This window comes from Erythrobacter sp. S259, from assembly GCF_057364965.1.
This window is the reverse complement of record NZ_CP200286.1, coordinates 761,301-776,634: the sequence shown is the minus strand read 5'-3', so window position 1 is coordinate 776,634 and position 15,334 is coordinate 761,301. Positions and strand designations below refer to the sequence as shown.

21 protein-coding genes are annotated in these 15,334 nt (G+C 57.9%); 6 read left to right on the top strand and 15 right to left on the bottom strand.

From position 1 onward, the window contains the following. Window positions 1-89: 89 nt before the first annotated feature. Window positions 90-608 carry a hypothetical protein gene (locus AC0V60_RS03640; protein ID WP_486177177.1) on the top strand — a complete coding sequence of 173 codons (519 nt, stop codon included), beginning with the start codon at window positions 90-92 and terminating at the stop codon, window positions 606-608. A gap of 85 nt (window positions 609-693) precedes the next feature. On the opposite strand, the gene AC0V60_RS03635 is transcribed toward AC0V60_RS03640, so the two are convergent. The 15 genes from AC0V60_RS03635 to coxB form a co-directional block, all read right to left on the bottom strand. Further along, window positions 694-1,149: a molybdenum cofactor biosynthesis protein MoaE gene (locus tag AC0V60_RS03635; protein ID WP_486177176.1), complete on the bottom strand. Its 456-nt coding sequence runs from the start codon at window positions 1,147-1,149 to the stop codon at window positions 694-696. A gap of 6 nt (window positions 1,150-1,155) precedes the next feature. Further along, the gene (locus AC0V60_RS03630) at window positions 1,156-1,398 is read right to left on the bottom strand and encodes a MoaD/ThiS family protein (RefSeq protein WP_486177175.1); all 243 of its coding nucleotides are present in this window, start codon (window positions 1,396-1,398) and stop codon (window positions 1,156-1,158) included. Between the two features lie 5 nt (window positions 1,399-1,403). Beyond that, the gene (gene moaA / locus AC0V60_RS03625; protein ID WP_486177174.1) at window positions 1,404-2,468 is read right to left on the bottom strand and encodes a GTP 3',8-cyclase MoaA; all 1,065 of its coding nucleotides are present in this window, start codon (window positions 2,466-2,468) and stop codon (window positions 1,404-1,406) included. Further along, window positions 2,461-2,784 carry a Rossmann fold domain-containing protein gene (locus AC0V60_RS03620; RefSeq protein ID WP_486177173.1) on the bottom strand — a complete coding sequence of 108 codons (324 nt, stop codon included), beginning with the start codon at window positions 2,782-2,784 and terminating at the stop codon, window positions 2,461-2,463. The genes moaA and AC0V60_RS03620 overlap by 8 nt, the downstream gene beginning before the upstream one ends. Before the next feature lie 6 nt (window positions 2,785-2,790). Further along, window positions 2,791-3,171, bottom strand: coding sequence for a dihydroneopterin aldolase (locus AC0V60_RS03615; protein ID WP_486177172.1), 381 nt, complete (start codon window positions 3,169-3,171; stop codon window positions 2,791-2,793). Window positions 3,172-3,184: 13 nt separating this feature from the next. Beyond that, a complete protein-coding gene (locus AC0V60_RS03610) occupies window positions 3,185-4,081 on the bottom strand; it encodes a class I SAM-dependent methyltransferase (protein ID WP_486177171.1) in 897 nt (298 codons plus the stop codon). After that, the gene (gene thrC, locus AC0V60_RS03605; protein WP_486179427.1) at window positions 4,074-5,474 is read right to left on the bottom strand and encodes a threonine synthase; all 1,401 of its coding nucleotides are present in this window, start codon (window positions 5,472-5,474) and stop codon (window positions 4,074-4,076) included. The genes AC0V60_RS03610 and thrC overlap by 8 nt, the downstream gene beginning before the upstream one ends. 134 nt (window positions 5,475-5,608) lie before the next feature. Further along, on the bottom strand, window positions 5,609-6,181 hold the full coding sequence (locus tag AC0V60_RS03600; protein ID WP_486177170.1) for an SURF1 family cytochrome oxidase biogenesis protein: 573 nt from the start codon (window positions 6,179-6,181) through the stop codon (window positions 5,609-5,611). After that, complete coding sequence (locus AC0V60_RS03595) at window positions 6,178-6,558, bottom strand: DUF983 domain-containing protein (RefSeq protein ID WP_486177169.1); 381 nt, start codon at window positions 6,556-6,558, stop codon at window positions 6,178-6,180. The genes AC0V60_RS03600 and AC0V60_RS03595 overlap by 4 nt, the downstream gene beginning before the upstream one ends. Next, window positions 6,558-7,439, bottom strand: a complete 882-nt coding sequence (locus AC0V60_RS03590; RefSeq protein ID WP_486177168.1) for a cytochrome c oxidase subunit 3 — start codon at window positions 7,437-7,439, stop codon at window positions 6,558-6,560. The genes AC0V60_RS03595 and AC0V60_RS03590 overlap by 1 nt, the downstream gene beginning before the upstream one ends. A gap of 18 nt (window positions 7,440-7,457) precedes the next feature. Then, window positions 7,458-8,072, bottom strand: coding sequence for a cytochrome c oxidase assembly protein (locus AC0V60_RS03585; protein WP_486177167.1), 615 nt, complete (start codon window positions 8,070-8,072; stop codon window positions 7,458-7,460). Between the two features lie 2 nt (window positions 8,073-8,074). Further along, complete coding sequence (locus AC0V60_RS03580; RefSeq protein WP_486177166.1) at window positions 8,075-8,203, bottom strand: hypothetical protein; 129 nt, start codon at window positions 8,201-8,203, stop codon at window positions 8,075-8,077. Continuing rightward, window positions 8,200-9,135, bottom strand: coding sequence for a heme o synthase (locus tag AC0V60_RS03575; RefSeq protein WP_486177165.1), 936 nt, complete (start codon window positions 9,133-9,135; stop codon window positions 8,200-8,202). Before AC0V60_RS03575 ends, AC0V60_RS03580 begins: the two co-directional genes overlap by 4 nt. 114 nt (window positions 9,136-9,249) lie before the next feature. After that, window positions 9,250-10,977, bottom strand: a complete 1,728-nt coding sequence (gene ctaD / locus AC0V60_RS03570; RefSeq protein WP_486177164.1) for a cytochrome c oxidase subunit I — start codon at window positions 10,975-10,977, stop codon at window positions 9,250-9,252. A gap of 51 nt (window positions 10,978-11,028) precedes the next feature. Further along, window positions 11,029-12,015 carry a cytochrome c oxidase subunit II gene (coxB, locus tag AC0V60_RS03565; RefSeq protein ID WP_486177163.1) on the bottom strand — a complete coding sequence of 329 codons (987 nt, stop codon included), beginning with the start codon at window positions 12,013-12,015 and terminating at the stop codon, window positions 11,029-11,031. 248 nt (window positions 12,016-12,263) lie between these two features. On the opposite strand from coxB, the gene pyrE reads away from it, so the two are divergent. The 5 genes from pyrE (at window position 12,264) to lepB (ending at window position 15,318) form a co-directional block, all read left to right on the top strand. After that, window positions 12,264-12,890, top strand: a complete 627-nt coding sequence (pyrE, locus tag AC0V60_RS03560) for an orotate phosphoribosyltransferase (RefSeq protein ID WP_486177162.1) — start codon at window positions 12,264-12,266, stop codon at window positions 12,888-12,890. Window positions 12,891-12,897: 7 nt separating this feature from the next. Then, window positions 12,898-13,644 (top strand): pyridoxine 5'-phosphate synthase, encoded by a 747-nt coding sequence (locus AC0V60_RS03555; protein ID WP_486177161.1) that lies wholly within the window; start codon window positions 12,898-12,900, stop codon window positions 13,642-13,644. Window positions 13,645-13,654: 10 nt separating this feature from the next. Further along, complete coding sequence (locus tag AC0V60_RS03550; RefSeq protein WP_486177160.1) at window positions 13,655-13,942, top strand: pyridoxal phosphate biosynthetic protein; 288 nt, start codon at window positions 13,655-13,657, stop codon at window positions 13,940-13,942. Continuing rightward, entirely contained in the window at window positions 13,939-14,361 is a 423-nt protein-coding gene (gene acpS / locus AC0V60_RS03545; RefSeq protein ID WP_486177159.1) for a holo-ACP synthase, read from the top strand. Before AC0V60_RS03550 ends, acpS begins: the two co-directional genes overlap by 4 nt. Before the next feature lie 84 nt (window positions 14,362-14,445). After that, entirely contained in the window at window positions 14,446-15,318 is an 873-nt protein-coding gene (gene lepB, locus AC0V60_RS03540) for a signal peptidase I (RefSeq protein WP_486179426.1), read from the top strand. The last annotated feature ends 16 nt before the right edge of the window (window positions 15,319-15,334 follow it).

Sequence of the window (15,334 nt, the reverse complement as noted above, 5' to 3'; positions counted from 1 at the left end):
AACGCCAGTTTGATGAGAATCTGCACTCAGATAGAAACTCGGCGCATATTTATTTGGTCTGGAACGCGAGATAGGATTAAACGGGTTTTATGAAAAGCATCCATCGGCACACCGGCTATTGCATCGTTTTGGGCGTCACCCTCACCGCCACCCTTGCGGGCTGCGCGTCGGCTGATGGGCGCTATCCCTCGCTTGCAGTGCGCGATGCCGAACGGGCTGAAGGAAATCTTGAATCTGCCGAGCTGGCCGGGCCCTCCGGGGTCGGCATCAGCGATCTGGATGCACTCATGGCGCCGGTGGGCCGCGCAGAGGAAGCGCACTCGCGCTTTACGGCATTGCAAGGCGGCGTAGGCCGCCTCGTTTATTCAGCACGCGGCGTCGGCCCAGAAAGCGACATAAGGTCCCGCGCGCTTGCCGGTGTGGCTGAGCTTACCTCGTTGAGGGGGCAAACGGCGCTGGCTTTGTCCGACCTCGATCTTATCGGAGTCAAAGCGGCGACCGGATTTCAGCGGACCCAGGAAATTCGGCAATTTCAGGCGGAAATTCTCAGGATGATCGCTGACCAGAATGCGACGCTTGATTCGCTCAATGCGGCGCTAAGGGAATGAAACAGGCGCTATGCGCGCCCACATCGGTCCCGCATCAGTTCCACATCGGTTCAAATCAAATCAGGCCTTTTGTCGTCGCTCTTCTTTAGTTCCAGCGCGCCAAATCGGCATAGTCGGCGGCGCGCGGTTCGATCCAGTGCCAACCGTCTTCGCGCTTCTCTCGCTTCCAGAACCAGGCTGCGGCTTTTAAATGGTCCATACAAAAATCAACCGCATCAATCGCGCCCCGGCGGTGGCGGGCGGCAGCGGAGACGAGCACGATGGGTTCGCCTACGCGCATTTTGCCTACGCGGTGAAGCATAAGCAGGCCGATTAGGTCGAAGCGCTCGATGGCTTGATCCGCGAGGGCCTCCATCGTGGGAAGCGTGAGCGGTTCGTAATGAGAAAGTTCTAGGGCCTCGACGCCCATATCCTGTCCTTCTCCGCCCCGAACCTCTCCGACGAACGTGCACACCGCGCCAAGGCCGGGATGGCTTTGCGTAAACGGGCCCACCAGCGCGCCGGGTATGAATGGATCAAAGAGGAGGCGGACATCCTTCACCCGTCCTTAGCCCCCGCTTACCGGTGGCAGTAACGCAACTTCATCGCCGTCCTTGGCATTAAGTTCGGTTTTGTTCGCGAGCACCCTGCCACCGCAGGCTATATTGACGCGCTCTTCTCGGAGCTGTCCAGCGACCTCTGCGCCGACCACGCCAAGCAGCCCTGCCCAATCAAGCGGCGCTTCGGCGTCCATGCTCGGGCGTCCAGCCATATCGGCAAGCGGTCCCAAAAAGACGATTTTGACAGCCATGGTGATCAGCCTCCCGTCATAGACATGTGGCGCGGCAAGTGCGGCTCTGACCCGCGTTCATCCATGCGGAAATGATGGCGCTCCGGCTTGATCTGCAATGCTTTATTGAGCGCCGCTGCCAATTGCCCTTGCGGGTCATCTGAACGAAGCGCGGCGCGCAAATCCACCCGCTCTCCCCCGCCAAGGCAAGGGTAAAGCTGGCCTGTTGCCGTCACCCGCAAACGGTTGCAGCCATCGCAGAAATTGTTCGTATGCGGTGTTATTAGCCCGAGCCTACCGCCGGTCTCTGCCACATCGACATAGCGGGCCGGACCACCTGATTGGTGCGCATTGTCGGTAAGCGTCCAGAGTTTTTCCAAACGCGTCCTAACATCGCTCAAAGGCAGATATTGGTCGAGGCGCTCTTCTTCCACATCGCCCAGCGGCATCACTTCGATAAGCGTCACCTCATGGCCTTGCCCATGTGCCCAAGCGATAAGGTCGGGAAGCTCATCCTCGTTCACACCCTTAAGCGCAACGGCGTTGAGCTTAACGCGTAAGCCTGCCTCTTTGGCCGCCCTGATCCCATCTAGCACCTGCGGCAAAGCATCGCGCCTTGTGAGCTCAGCAAACTTATCCCGCTCAAGCGTATCCAATGAGATATTCACCCGCCGCACGCCCGCCTTGTAAAGCGCCTCTGCATGGCCCGAAAGCTGCGTCGCATTGGTCGTCAGGGTCAGCTCTTGCAGCCTGCCCTTGTCCGAGTGGTTGGCATTCAAATGCCGCCCAAGCGCTGTGAACAGGTCGATAATATCACGGCGCACCAAAGGCTCGCCCCCGGTGATACGCAGCTTGGTAACCCCGCGCGCGATGAAGCCGGTTGCAAGGTCATAAAGCTCCTCGAGCGAGAGAACTTCACGCTTAGGAAGAAATGTCATGCGCTCCGGCATGCAATAGGTGCAGCGCAGGTCGCAGCGGTCGGTGACCGAAAGTCGCAGGTAGCTGATCGCGCGACCAAAAGTGTCGATCAAAGGCGCACCCTTGCCGCCAAGGCTCAAAACGTCGCGCTGGCGGGAGGTCACCTCAGTCATGCGTTTCAGCGTAGTGTCCCGTCACGCCCTTTGCACCTGCCAAATAGGCAAGCAGCGTCGATTTTCGCGCTTCATCACCGGCGGCAATCACATTGATGCGGGCAGGCGCACACTCGCGGGCCAGATCGCGGGCCAAAGCTTGTCGCCAATCTTTGTGGTCATATGGCGCTGATGGCAGGATGATTACCAGATCACCGTTCCCACCAATCTCGGCAATAGCTGCGCGCGCGGCCGGCAAATGCTCGGCATAGAATGCGGTGCTAGCTTCAAGCGCGCCCTTCGGCAGATCGCTAACGTGATACTGCGCCTGCGCCATAAGCGGTTACGCGGGCCGCTCGCGGTGGAGGGTGATGCCGATCTTCTCATTGGCTTCCGCGATAGCGAGCTTCACGATCTTCACGCTCACCGCCTGAACCCGCACGTCTTGGACAAACAGCGTTTCGCAAATGTGGTCTCCCACCGCCTCAATCAGCTTGAAATGCACACCCTTGGGAAGCCCTTCGGACGCTGCAAATTTCAGGTCCATATAATTCTTCGACGCATCCAGCGGCGTATCAGGATCATAACGATCCGCCACATCATAGCGCACCTGAATGGTGATGCGTAGGGGCTGCGGCTTGCCGGTCTCCTCGGAATAGATGCCGGTGAGGACATCGACTTCGAGGTCGGCAACTTCGAGAATGAGCGAATCGGTTTGGGTCATTATGCCAAAGCCTTTAGCCGGGATTGGACCAGCGTGCGAAGATCGCTGTTGGAAGGAGGCGGCCATCGGGGCCTTCCTCGCGCAAGGCAAGATCGCCGTGTTCGATTTGACCGGGAAGGTTCTGAAGCGTCTCTTCAAGCAGACCAGCGATGGAGAGGCTGCTCATGCGCACAGCGTAGACCGTGAGAAAGAGGAAGGCGCTTTTGTCATCGAGCAGCTTTGCGCAGTCGCGGATAAGGCCGGGAAGCCCCTCTTCAATACGCCAGGTTTCCTGTTTCGGACCGCGTCCGAATTTGGGGGGATCAAGGATGATGCCGTCATAGCGGCGCTCTCGGCGAACCTCGCGCGCGGTGAACTTAGCCGCATCATCCACAAGCCAGCGGATCGGGCGATCCTCCATTTTGGAAAGCGCGGCGTTTTCGCGGGCCTGTGCGACGGATTTCTTTGACGCATCAACGTGCGTCACTCGGCCATGGTCGGACAGCGCCAAAGAGCCAAGTCCGGTGTAGCCGAACATGTTGAGCGTCTCGGCATCCTTGCGCGCGCCTAATTGCTCTCTCATCCAGTGCCAAACGGGGGCCATATCAGGAAAGAACTGAAGGTGCCGGAACGGCGTCGGCTGCGCGGTAAAACGCACCTCGTTCCATGCTAGCTCCCAGCCATCGGGAACTTCGGGCGAGAGATTCCAGCGTCCTCCGCCATCTTCATCAGAGCCCGGCACAAATTCGCCCGCCGCATCCCATTCAGGCAAGCGCGGCTGCCACATGGCTTGAGGCTCGGGGCGGATAAAGGCGTGGGGGCCGAAGGCCTCAAATTTGCGCCCTCCGCCGCTGTCGAGGAGCCGATACGAGCTGTTATCTGGCCAACCAGCGCACTCCATCACCAGCGGCTGCTGGATGAGCTTAGCCATTTGCGCCTGCGTTGGAGAGCACGAAATCGCGCGCGGCGGCGTAATCGCCGCCAATTTCCGTCATAGCTTCCTCGCGGCCAAACAGATCGCCCACGCGTGCGGGAAGCGCGGGGCGAGTGCCTGTGGCGCGCTCGACTGCGTCTGGGAATTTAGCTGGATGGGCTGTTGCCAAGGTCACAATTGGCACATCTGCGCTCAATTCGGAGATTTGCGCCGCATGAAGGCCAACGCCCGTGTGCGGGTCGATCACTTGCGCGCAGTGGCGATAGGCCCATTGGAGAGCGCGGGTGGTCTCTTCCTGATCAGCACGCCCACTGGAGAAGAGCGCAGAGGCCCCTTCGCGCTGGCTGTTGGTAAGCTGCATCGCTTTGGATCTTTCAAAGCTGCGCATTTGCTCAGCCATCGCATGACCATCGCGCCCGCCGACATCGAACAGGAGGCGCTCGAAGTTTGAGCTCACCTGAATGTCCATCGAAGGAGTGATAGTGGGCGTGGTTGTGCCGGTGGAATAGTCGCCATCGGTCAGCGCCCGGTGGAGAATGTCGTTGACGTTCGTGGCAACGATCAGCTGCTCAATGGGAAGGCCCATTTTGCTGGCGACATAGCCTGCGAAGATATCGCCGAAATTGCCTGTGGGCACGCTGTAGGCCGCCGCGCGGTCCGGTGCGCCCAGTTGGAGCCCGGCGTAGAAGTAATACACAACTTGCGCCATCAATCGCGCCCAGTTGATCGAATTGACCGCTCCAAGGTTGAGCGTGTTTGTGACGCTCTCATCAGCAAACATCGCCTTCACATGGGCCTGCGCATCGTCAAAGCTGCCTGCAATCGCCAGATTGTGCACATTGGGCGCGCGAACGGTGGTCATCTGGCGGCGCTGTACGTCGGAGACTTTGCCCGAGGGGTGGAGCATGAAAATCTCAACCCGCTCAAGGCCCGCAACCGCGCGGATGGCGGCAGAGCCTGTATCACCGCTCGTCGCGCCAACGATGGTGAGCTGCTCGCCCCGGCGTTCAAGGAATGTCTCAAACAAGCGGCCCAGCATTTGCAGCGCTACGTCTTTGAACGCGAGCGTTGGCCCGTGGAAGAGTTCGAGCAGCCAGTGTTGTTCGTTGAGCTGGACCAGAGGCGTGACCGCCGAGTGGCCAAAGTCGCCATAGACCTTTTCGCACAAGCCGCCGAGCTCATCATCGGTGAGCGAGCCCGCGACGAAGGGTGCCATAATGCGCGCGGCGAGTTCCGGGTATGGAAGCCCGCGCATGTCGCGAATGTCGTCTTCGCTGAAACGCGGCCACTGCGCTGGCAGATAGAGCCCGCCATCGCCGGCGAGCCCTGCAAGCGTTGCGCCTTCAAAATCGAGCGCCGGTGCGCTGCCTCTGGTCGATATGTATTGCATATTGCAGGTGCGGTTAGCGCCGTGTGGGTTTAGGGGCAAGTAAAGCTCTATACACTCGTCATCCTGAACTTGTTTCAGGATAACCGTGGGCGGGGTTTGTTATCCCGAAACAAGTTCAGGATGACGGTTGAGGGCTAATCCCGTTTCGGCAGCTTTGAACGCACTGCAAAGAAATAGATCACCAAGGCCGTCAGCGCGAAGAAGAACCATTGCCCAGCATAAGCAAGATGGTTGTTGGGAAGGTCATTGGGATCGGGTTTGGCCAAAGGATAAAGGTCGGCGGCCGGCGGATCGGCTACAAGGCGGGGTCCTGGCGCAATGATCCCTTCCACCATTCCGCCTTCCCATTCAAAACCATTGAGGTCGCGGGTGAAACCAAGATCAACAGTCAATCCGGCATCGCCGCTCCCGTCCTTAGCTTTGCACACTACGCGCATCGCCCAGCCCTTGGCCCCGTTCGCAGCGGTCCCTGAAACTGGATCACGGCTGAGAATTTCACTGCAATCAACAGAGCTGCGGCGAAACCAGATATCTTCGCCTGAGCCAGCATAAGGGAAGTCCACCGACTGGACGCCCGCATCGGCATATTGCGCAATCAATGCCGCCTTCTCCTCAGCCCGGCCCAACTGCCAAAAGCCCAGCCACACCATCGTGGCCGCAGCCACCACCACGAGCACCGTCGGGATCAAAGGCAATTGGCGGATCATTCGGAGGCGTCCTTGGCATTCTCATAAGCGGCGTAAAGCAGTACAGTCTTAAACAGCCGAAGCGAATAAGTCACCGTTCCCACCGTCACGGGAGCCCAAACCGCTGCCTGCAACCACAAGGGCGGGCGAAAGGCACTCTCAATCCCAAGTGCGATCAGGATCAGCACAATCGCAATGAGCACAGTGAACAATCCGCTCACCCGTCCGCCGCGCTCATATTTGGTGAGGTCCAAGCCGCAACCCGAACACTCCATCGCCACCCTTGCAGGTGCCTCAAATAAAGTCGGCTCGGTGCACTGCGGGCATAAACCCAAAAGGGCAGCCCGGAAGATACCGGACTGCCCTTTAGATGTGTCAGGACCAGAAGGCCCGCTCATCAGTGGTAAACAGCGCCCCAGCCGCCCCAAACGTAAACTGCAACGAAGAGGAACAGCCACACGACATCAACAAAGTGCCAGTACCAAGCCGCCGCTTCGAAACCGAAGTGTTGGCGCGAGGTGAAGTGGCCGATGTAGGCACGGTAAAGGCACACGGCGAGGAAGATCGTGCCGATCAAAACGTGGAAGCCGTGGAAGCCGGTCGCCATGTAGAAGGCGCTTGAGTACGTGTTGCCGCCAAAGGTGAACGGAGCAATGCCATACTCGTAAGCTTGGATGCCGCTGAACAAAACGCCAAGGCCGATGGTCGCCCACAGCCCTTGCTTCAGTCCCTCACGATCACCGTGGATCAGCGCGTGGTGCGCCCAGGTGACCGTGGTGCCTGAACACAGCAGGATCAGCGTGTTAAGAAGGGGCAGGCTGAACGGGTCGAGCACTTCCATACCTTGCGGAACGAAGGTTCCCTTCGGGGTCTCAGTGCCGCCAACCAGCACATTCAGCGCCTCAGTGCTCCCAGCCGCCGCGTCATAGGCGAGCGGATCGGGGAAGAGCGCGAAGTCGAAAAAGCTCCAGAACCACCCGACAAAGAACATCACCTCAGAGGCGATAAAGAGGATCATGCCGTAACGCATGTGGAGCTGAACCACTGGCGTATGGTCGCCTTGCTGCGCCTCAATAGTGACGTTGCGGAACCACATGAAGAAAGTCGCGATAAGGCCAGCAAGGCCTGCCCAGATGACGATGTTCGATGCAGCGCCAAACAGGTCTGGGTAAAAGCTCAGCACCATGCCGCTGGTGAACGTCAGCGCCGAAAACGAGCCGACGAGCGGCCAGATATCGGGCTCCAGAATGTGATAGTCGTGGTTTACATTGCCAGCCATGGTTCGAGTTCCCGTCCCTTAGGATGCATCAGATGGTGTTTTGCGCGTCGGTGCTGCTGCTACAGCGTCTTTCGCGCGGTGGAAAGTATACGAAAGTGTGATTTGCTCAACATCGGCGATGGTGTCGTCTTCGAGGATCGCCGGATCGACATAGTAGAGCACAGGCATGGTGACTTCCTCGCCCGGCTGAAGTGTCTGCTCAGTAAAGCAAAAACACTGGATCTTGTTAAAATACGCACCCGCCTGCCACGGTTCGACATTAAACGTCGCGGTGCCGGTGATCGGCTTACCCGTGTTGTTCTTCGCCACATAGGTCGCAATATCGCGCTGGCCGATGCGCACGGTGTCAGTGCTTTGTGTCGGGGTGAATTCCCAAGGCATATCGCGCGCAAGAGACGCATCAAAGCGGATGGAGATTTGGCGACCGTTGCTTACGAGCGCCGCAGCGTTCGCCTGCGCTTCGGTTGCGACCTGAGTGGTGCCGCCAAAGCCTGTCACCCGGCAAAATAGGTCGTAAAGCGGAACCGCTGCATAGCCCATGCCCAGCATCGCCAGCGCGCCGATACCGGCAATGATCCCGGTCTGCACATTCCTGCGCGCAACGTCGTCTTCAAGGCCGGTGTAAACGCTCAACTCTACAGATCCCCAATCCGGACCATGGTGATGGCATAAAAGAGGCAAGCAAAGAACAAGAGCGAACCGCCGACAACCCAATTGCGCGCATTCTGGCGGCGCTTGAATTCGTCCTTATCGTCGGGTGTCATGACAACATGCCTCCCCCGATGAGACCGTGTGCAAACAGCACGCGGTCAGCGACCAATGCTGCGAACAGCACGAAGAGATAGGCGATGCTGAATTTAAACAGGAGCACTTCCTGTTTCATCGGATCGCTCTCAGCGCGGGTGCGAAGGCCAACAGGCCATGCGAGCGCAAAGAACAGGACAGAGAGCACTACCGATACAGAGCCATAAACCCAGCTCGTCCCACCAATCAGCCACGGCGCAACCGCGACAGGCGCAAGCAGCACCGTGTAGGCAAGGATTTGGTGGCGGGTTGATTTCTCGCCCTTCACCACTGGCATCATCGGAATGCCAACGTTCGCGTAATCGGTCTTCACAAACAAAGCGAGCGCCCAAAAGTGCGGCGGGGTCCACATGAAGATGATTGCGAACAGCAAGACCGGCATAGCGGTAAGCTCACCGGTCACTGCCACCCAGCCAATCAGCGGGGGAAACGCGCCCGCACCGCCGCCGATTACGATGTTCTGAGGCGTGCGCGGCTTGAGCCACATTGTGTAGATGACGGCGTAATAAATGATCGCCGCGAAGAGCAGTGCCGCTGCGAGCCAGCCTATTGCCACGCCCATCAGCATGACTGAAACGCCTGACAAGAACATCCCAAAGTCGCGCGCATCATCGCGGTTCATGCGGCCACCGGGGAGCGGGCGATCCTTGGTGCGCTTCATTCCGGCATCAAGATCAGCTTCCCACCATTGGTTGAGAACAGCAGACCCACCAGCCCCCATCGCAATGGCAAGGACAGCGGTGAAGCCGAGAACCGGATGAATAGAGCCAGGAGCCGCCAAGAGACCGCAGATCGCCGTGAACACAACCAGCGTCATAACGCGCGGCTTCGTCAGCGCGAAGAAATCGCGCCACTCGGTCGGCATCGCTGTTGTCGTGGTCGTTGCGGTCATCTCAATGGCGCGGCCCTACGGCCCTTTCCTTTTGTGCGAAGAGGGCACTCCTAAACGGCGCGCCCTCCCCCTTATTTAGTCTTGGTGCCCCGGCTTTGGTCAAGGCTACCGGCTTCAAGCAGTTGCCGGACGGTGATCGTGATAATCGTGGTGATCCTCGATCACTGGCAGCGTTTCAAACTGGTGGAACGGCGGAGGCGAGGTCAGCGTCCACTCCAGGGTGGTTGCGCCTTCGCCCCATGGATTGTTCGCCGCTTTCTTGCCTGCGAGGAACGCGTAAGCGAGGTTCACAAAGAAGATGAGCATTGATGCTGCCATGATGACGTAGCCGATTGAGCTGACGTAGTTCCAGAACGCGAAGGCCTCTGGATAGTCAGGATAGCGGCGCGGCATGCCGTTCATGCCGAGGAAGTGCTGCGGGAAGAAGATCACGTTCACGCCGATGAAGAACACCCAAAAGTGCAGGTGCGACAAAAGCTCTGAGTGCATCCGGCCGCTCATCTTCGGGAACCAGTAGTAGAACCCGGCGAAGAGCGAGAACACAGCGCCCATCGACAGAACGTAGTGGAAGTGAGCCACGACGTAATATGTGTCGTGAAGGTTATCATCAATCCCGCCGTTTGCGAGGACCACACCGGTCACACCGCCAACGGTGAAGAGGAAGATGAAGCCCAGCGCCCAAACCATCGGTGACTTGAACTCCATAGAGCCGCCCCACATCGTCGCGATCCAGCTGAAGATTTTAACGCCCGTAGGCACCGCAATAACCATGGTTGCCGCGGTGAAGTACATCTTCGTGTTTACGTCGAGGCCGACGGTATACATGTGGTGCGCCCACACGATGAAGCCGACGACGCCGATTGCGACCATCGCATAGGCCATGCCGAGGTAACCGAACACTGGCTTACGGCTGAAGGTCGCGATGATTTGTGAGATCATACCGAAGCCCGGCAGGATCATGATGTAGACCTCTGGGTGCCCAAAGAACCAGAACAAATGCTGGTAAAGGATTGGGTCACCGCCGCCCGCGGGGTCGAAGAAGGTCGTCCCGAAGTTGCGGTCTGTGAGAAGCATGGTGATCGCCGCTGCAAGCACAGGAAGCGCGAGCAGAAGCAGGAATGCTGTAACAAGCACCGACCATACGAACAGTGGCATCTTGTGCAGGGTCATGCCCGGCGCGCGCATGTTGAAGATGGTGGTGATGAAGTTGGTTGCCCCGAGGATCGAACCAGCGCCCGCCAGGTGCAACGAGAAGATCGCAAAATCGACCGCTGGGCCAGGCGCGCCCGTCGTCGAAAGCGGCGCATAAACCGTCCAGCCAACGCCTGCACCGTTACCGATGGAGTTGCCGGGCACGAACAACGAAAACAACAGCGACAAGAAGCCAACAACCGTCAGCCAGAAGCTGATATTGTTCATGCGCGGGAACGCCATATCCGGCGCGCCGATCATCAGCGGCACGAACCAGTTACCAAAGCCGCCGATCATGGCTGGCATCACCATGAAGAAGACCATGATAAGACCGTGACCTGTGATAAACACGTTCCACATGTGACCCGCAGCCGAAAGATCTTCAGGCGAAGAACCAGCGAACCACCAGAGATACTGAATACCCGGCTCCATCAGCTCCATACGCATCACACCGGACATAGCGCCGCCAATGATCCCCGCAACAATCGCGAAGATCAGATAGAGCGAACCGATATCCTTGTGGTTGGTTGACATGAACCAACGGGAAAAGAAGCCGGGTTTATGATCGTGATGATCGTCAACAGGCCCCCCTGTTGTGACCCCAGTTGTGCCGCCTGTTGCCGGTGCGAAATTGTCTGCGGTGGTTGCCATAATTATTAGCTCTCTCGCGTGTATTCTAATCTTGTCGGGCTGTTCTGCGAGTTACGCAGCTGCCGCCTCTTCGGTTGCTTCTGCTTCTACTTCTGCTTCCACAGCGACTTCTGCGCCGGGGATAGTGCCGCCTTGTTCAGCAACCCATGCCTCAAATTGTTCCATCGGAAGCGCCTCAACGGTGATCGGCATATAGCCATGAAGCGCGCCGCAAAGCTCTGAACATTGGCCGTAATAAACGCCGGGCTCATCAATCACGAGCATTCTCTCGTTCAGCCTGCCCGGAACCGCATCCTGCTTGAACCAAAGCGATGGAACCGCGAACGCATGGATCACATCAGCCGCCGTTGTCTGCAACCGGATCGGAACACCAGCGGGCACAACCATGCGGTTATCAACCGCCATTTGGAATTGCTCGCCTTCGCCAGAAGCGATCGCCTCTTCTTCGGTCAGCATATTGGAGATAACCTCAACACCGTGATCGGGATATTCGTAACCCCAGTACCACTGATACCCAACAGCCTTCACTGTAATCGCATCTTCTGGCGGCTCTTCATACTGGCTGGCGAGCAGCGTGATCGACGGAACAGCGATGAGCACGAGGATGATGACCGGAACAACCGTCCAGACCACTTCGATCAAAGTGTTGTGCGTCGTGCGCGATGGGTTTGGGTTGGATCGGCGGTTGAACTTCACAACTACGTAAAGCAGCAGGCCAAGCACAAAAAGGCTGATCAAAGTGATCACGGGAAGCAGGATCACATCGTGCATCCACAAGGCATAAAGACCGTCTTGGCTGTATTGATCCTGGAATGTCATGCTCGCAAGCGGATCATCCTCGTAAGAGGTCGGCATGCCCTTGCCCGGTGTTGGAGCCATTGGAACATATCCGCCGGCGGTCTCAGCAGGAGCAGCAACCTCTTCGGATGCCACCTCAGCGGCATCCTGCGCGGTGGCGGTCTGCGGCACAGCAAGCGCCAAGAGCGCTGCTACGAGCGCAAGAATTCCCAAGTGAAAACGGTCAACAGCCTGACGCATATTTTCCAGCCTAATCGGTTTTTTAAATTGTTATCCCACCACGAGCTACGACCGACGCGGCCAAAAGGCCTCAAGTCTCACTCGCTTATCACGACATGTCTGCCACAATTCCAGCCCCCTTAGCCGCGCTTGCTCATGGCCTCAAGCGCTTCTAGGGAGAAAATTATGCAAGTCGCCATGTTGCGCACGCAATTGGCACTCGAGAATTCATATCACAACCCCAGATTACAGCGGATTGTTACCTAATTATGCCAGCTTCAGTCACCAACTCCGCCACAGGCGAATCTATCCCCACAACCGTTAATGACGTGCTTGCCGAATTTCGGGAAAGCGGCGCGCTTCTTGAGGGGCATTTCAAACTGTCGTCTGGCAAGCATTCGGGTCACTATCTACAATGCGCACGCGTGTTGATGAACCCGGCGCGGGCCGGACGGCTGGCTCAGGGCGTTGTGAAGGCTATACCTGAGGAAATCCTCGCACAGGTCGATGTGGTTGTCTCACCTGCGATGGGCGGGATTATCATCGGCCAAGAAGTTGCCCGGGTTTTGAACAAGGACGCAATGTTCTTGGAGCGCCCGGACGGCGTCTTTCACCTGCGCCGCGGATTCGCGCTTGAACCAGAGGCAAAGGTGCTCATGGTCGAGGACGTGGTCACAACTGGTCTTTCCAGCCGCGAAGCCATTGCCGCCGTTGCCAAAGAGGGCGGCGAAGTGATCGCAGAATGCTCACTCATCGACCGTTCTATGGGGACGGTCGATTTGGGCGTGCCATTCTTCCCGCTCGCCGCTTTTGATTTTGCCACCTATGACGAAGATAACATCCCGCCAGAGCTCGCCGCCGTAGCTGTGACCAAACCCGGAAGCCGGAAGGAATAAAAGCCGGATGATCCCCGACAAACTTCGATTAGGCGTCAACATTGATCACGTCGCCACTATCCGCAACGCGCGAGGCGGCGACCACCCCGATCCTGTGCGCGCAGCAGAAATCGTGGCAGCTGTTGGCGGGGACGGGATCACTGCGCACCTTCGCGAAGACCGCCGCCATATCCGCGATGAGGATTTGCAGCGCATTCAAGATGCGACCGATCTGCCGCTCAACCTTGAAATGGCGGCGACTCAGGAAATGCTTGAGATTGCGCTGCGTCACAAACCGCACGCGGCCTGCATCGTCCCTGAAAAACGCGAGGAGCGCACAACCGAGGGCGGATTGGATGCAGCAGGCTTGCACAACACTTTGGTGCCGATCGTCGATCAATTGCGCGAGGCAGGCATCCGCGTATCGCTCTTTATCGAGGCAAGCGAGGCGCAATTGGACGCAGCCAATCGCTTAGGCGCGCCTGTGGTGGAGTTTCACACAGGCGAATATGCGCACGCAATCCTTGATGGTGACAGAGAGCGGGTGGCAAGCGAGCTGCGCCGAATCGCCGATATGAGCGCCCTTGCCGCAAAAAACGGAATTGAGCCGCACGCAGGCCACGGCCTCACCTTTGACAATGTCCAACCCATCGCCGCCATTCCTCAATTGGCCGAGCTTAACATCGGGCACTATCTTATTGGCGAGGCAATTTTCTCTGGGTTAGAGCCAGCCATCCGCCGGATGCGCGATTTGATGGATGAAGCGCGGGGATGAGGATTACCAGGTGAGCCAGCCGCAAGATGCCCCTCCCCTTGAACCTGCTCAAAAGCGCTGGGCATTGGCAGCCGCATGCTTGTTTCTCACGAGCATTGGCTTCCTCGGGTTTTCGCTTAACACCGGCATCATGCGGCCCTTTGCGATTGGCTGGGTGGCTTTGCAGATATTCGGCTATGTCGGCGCGATCAAAATGGCCAAAGGCGATTTCGCGCATCCCTTGTTTAAGAGCCAGATCATGCTGCATGTCATGGCAGCCACCCTCCTCATTGTCGTCATCATAAGGGCGTTTTCATGATCATCGGAACTGGCTCAGACCTGTGCAATATCGAGCGTATCCAGAACTCATTGAACCGCTTTGGTGAGCGGTTTGAGAACCGCGTGTTCACCGAATTGGAGCGCGCGAAGGCGCAGCGGCGCCCTTTCACCATCGCAGGAACCTACGCCAAACGCTTCGCTGCCAAAGAGGCATTCAGCAAGGCGGTCGGCACCGGATTTCGGCGCGGCGTCTTTATGAAAGACATCGGCGTCGTGAACAAACCATCGGGCGCACCCACCCTTTCGCTCACAGGCGGTGCGGCCAAACGGCTTGAAGAAATGATCCCAGAAGGCCATGAGGCCAATATTCATCTAACACTCACCGACGATCACCCATGGGCGCAGGCCTTTGTTATCATCGAGGCGATACCAAACGCCGCTTCAAAAGATGTGATTTGACCGGTACTGAATAAGAAACGAAGACAAATCTTGAGCCAAAGCAATACACCCACGACCGGCACTGAGCCGCACCCACACGACGAACTGCGCCAGCAGCTCAAGAAGGGCGACGGTGAGGAAGAAAAAATCAACTGGTTCGCGGAAATACGCGGGCTGGCTTTGATGCTGTTCGGAGTGCTGATGTTCCACAGTCTTGTGGCAAAACCGTTCTATATCCCCTCAACCTCGATGATGCCCGGTCTTCATGTAGGCGACCGCCTTATTGTGAGTAAATATCCTTATGGTTGGTCATGGGCCTCGGCGAGCTTCCACTTGCTGCCGCGCGGGGAATGGCGCGTGCGTGGCTCGACACCAGTATATGGCGATGTGGTGATCCCCGTGCATCCTTCGCGCAACGAAGACTACATCAAGCGCGTTGTCGCGCTGCCCGGTGATAGCATCGAGGTAAGCGACGGGCGGATCATCTTGAACGGTACGCCGGTAAAGCGTGAGGTCGTACCTCCGGTGCGCATTCCGTTTGAGCCTGAACTGCTTTGCAATGGCTCCCCATGCCTTTCTGCCTTCGATCCCTTCAGAGTGCGCGATGCGGATGGCTCTGTTTATTTCGAACCGCCCACCTACCGCGAGACTTTGCCTAATGGGGCAAGCTATCTGATCATCGACCACGAAAACCAACCGCTCGACAATTTTGGCCCATACACCGTTCCCGAAGGCCAGGTTTTTGCGATGGGCGATAACCGCGACGAAAGCGCGGACAGCCGCGCTGCCGCTGAACTAAGCGGGCTTGGCGGCGGCATCCCAATGGAAAACATTGGCGGGCGAGCAGAATTTATCACCTTCAGCCTTGATGGCTCAGCCACTTGGAACCCGCTCTCATGGTTCTCAGCGATGCGCGGTGATAGAGCCTGGACAACGCTGCGTCCGGCCCTTTCGGAAGAAGAAGAGGCGGCTGAGTAGCGCTCCAGAAAGGCTT

Excerpts from the sequence above, each read along its gene's own strand:
- AC0V60_RS03620 (WP_486177173.1), bottom strand. The coding sequence starts at position 2,784 with ATGGCGCAGGCGCAGTATCACGTTAGCGATCTGCCGAAGGGCGCGCTT.
- AC0V60_RS03610 (WP_486177171.1), bottom strand. The coding sequence starts at position 4,081 with ATGGCTAAGCTCATCCAGCAGCCGCTGGTGATGGAGTGCGCTGGTTGG.
- AC0V60_RS03575 (WP_486177165.1), bottom strand. The coding sequence starts at position 9,135 with ATGACCGCAACGACCACGACAACAGCGATGCCGACCGAGTGGCGCGAT.
- AC0V60_RS03600 (WP_486177170.1), bottom strand. The coding sequence starts at position 6,181 with ATGATCCGCCAATTGCCTTTGATCCCGACGGTGCTCGTGGTGGTGGCT.
- AC0V60_RS03590 (WP_486177168.1), bottom strand. The coding sequence starts at position 7,439 with ATGGCTGGCAATGTAAACCACGACTATCACATTCTGGAGCCCGATATC.
- ctaD (WP_486177164.1), bottom strand. The coding sequence starts at position 10,977 with ATGGCAACCACCGCAGACAATTTCGCACCGGCAACAGGCGGCACAACT.
- AC0V60_RS03555 (WP_486177161.1), top strand. The coding sequence starts at position 12,898 with ATGATCCCCGACAAACTTCGATTAGGCGTCAACATTGATCACGTCGCC.
- thrC (WP_486179427.1), bottom strand. The coding sequence starts at position 5,474 with ATGCAATACATATCGACCAGAGGCAGCGCACCGGCGCTCGATTTTGAA.
- AC0V60_RS03580 (WP_486177166.1), bottom strand. The coding sequence starts at position 8,203 with ATGACACCCGACGATAAGGACGAATTCAAGCGCCGCCAGAATGCGCGC.
- AC0V60_RS03615 (WP_486177172.1), bottom strand. The coding sequence starts at position 3,171 with ATGACCCAAACCGATTCGCTCATTCTCGAAGTTGCCGACCTCGAAGTC.
- AC0V60_RS03595 (WP_486177169.1), bottom strand. The coding sequence starts at position 6,558 with ATGAGCGGGCCTTCTGGTCCTGACACATCTAAAGGGCAGTCCGGTATC.
- moaA (WP_486177174.1), bottom strand. The coding sequence starts at position 2,468 with ATGACTGAGGTGACCTCCCGCCAGCGCGACGTTTTGAGCCTTGGCGGC.
- AC0V60_RS03630 (WP_486177175.1), bottom strand. The coding sequence starts at position 1,398 with ATGGCTGTCAAAATCGTCTTTTTGGGACCGCTTGCCGATATGGCTGGA.
- pyrE (WP_486177162.1), top strand. The coding sequence starts at position 12,264 with ATGCCAGCTTCAGTCACCAACTCCGCCACAGGCGAATCTATCCCCACA.
- coxB (WP_486177163.1), bottom strand. The coding sequence starts at position 12,015 with ATGCGTCAGGCTGTTGACCGTTTTCACTTGGGAATTCTTGCGCTCGTA.
- AC0V60_RS03640 (WP_486177177.1), top strand. The coding sequence starts at position 90 with ATGAAAAGCATCCATCGGCACACCGGCTATTGCATCGTTTTGGGCGTC.
- acpS (WP_486177159.1), top strand. The coding sequence starts at position 13,939 with ATGATCATCGGAACTGGCTCAGACCTGTGCAATATCGAGCGTATCCAG.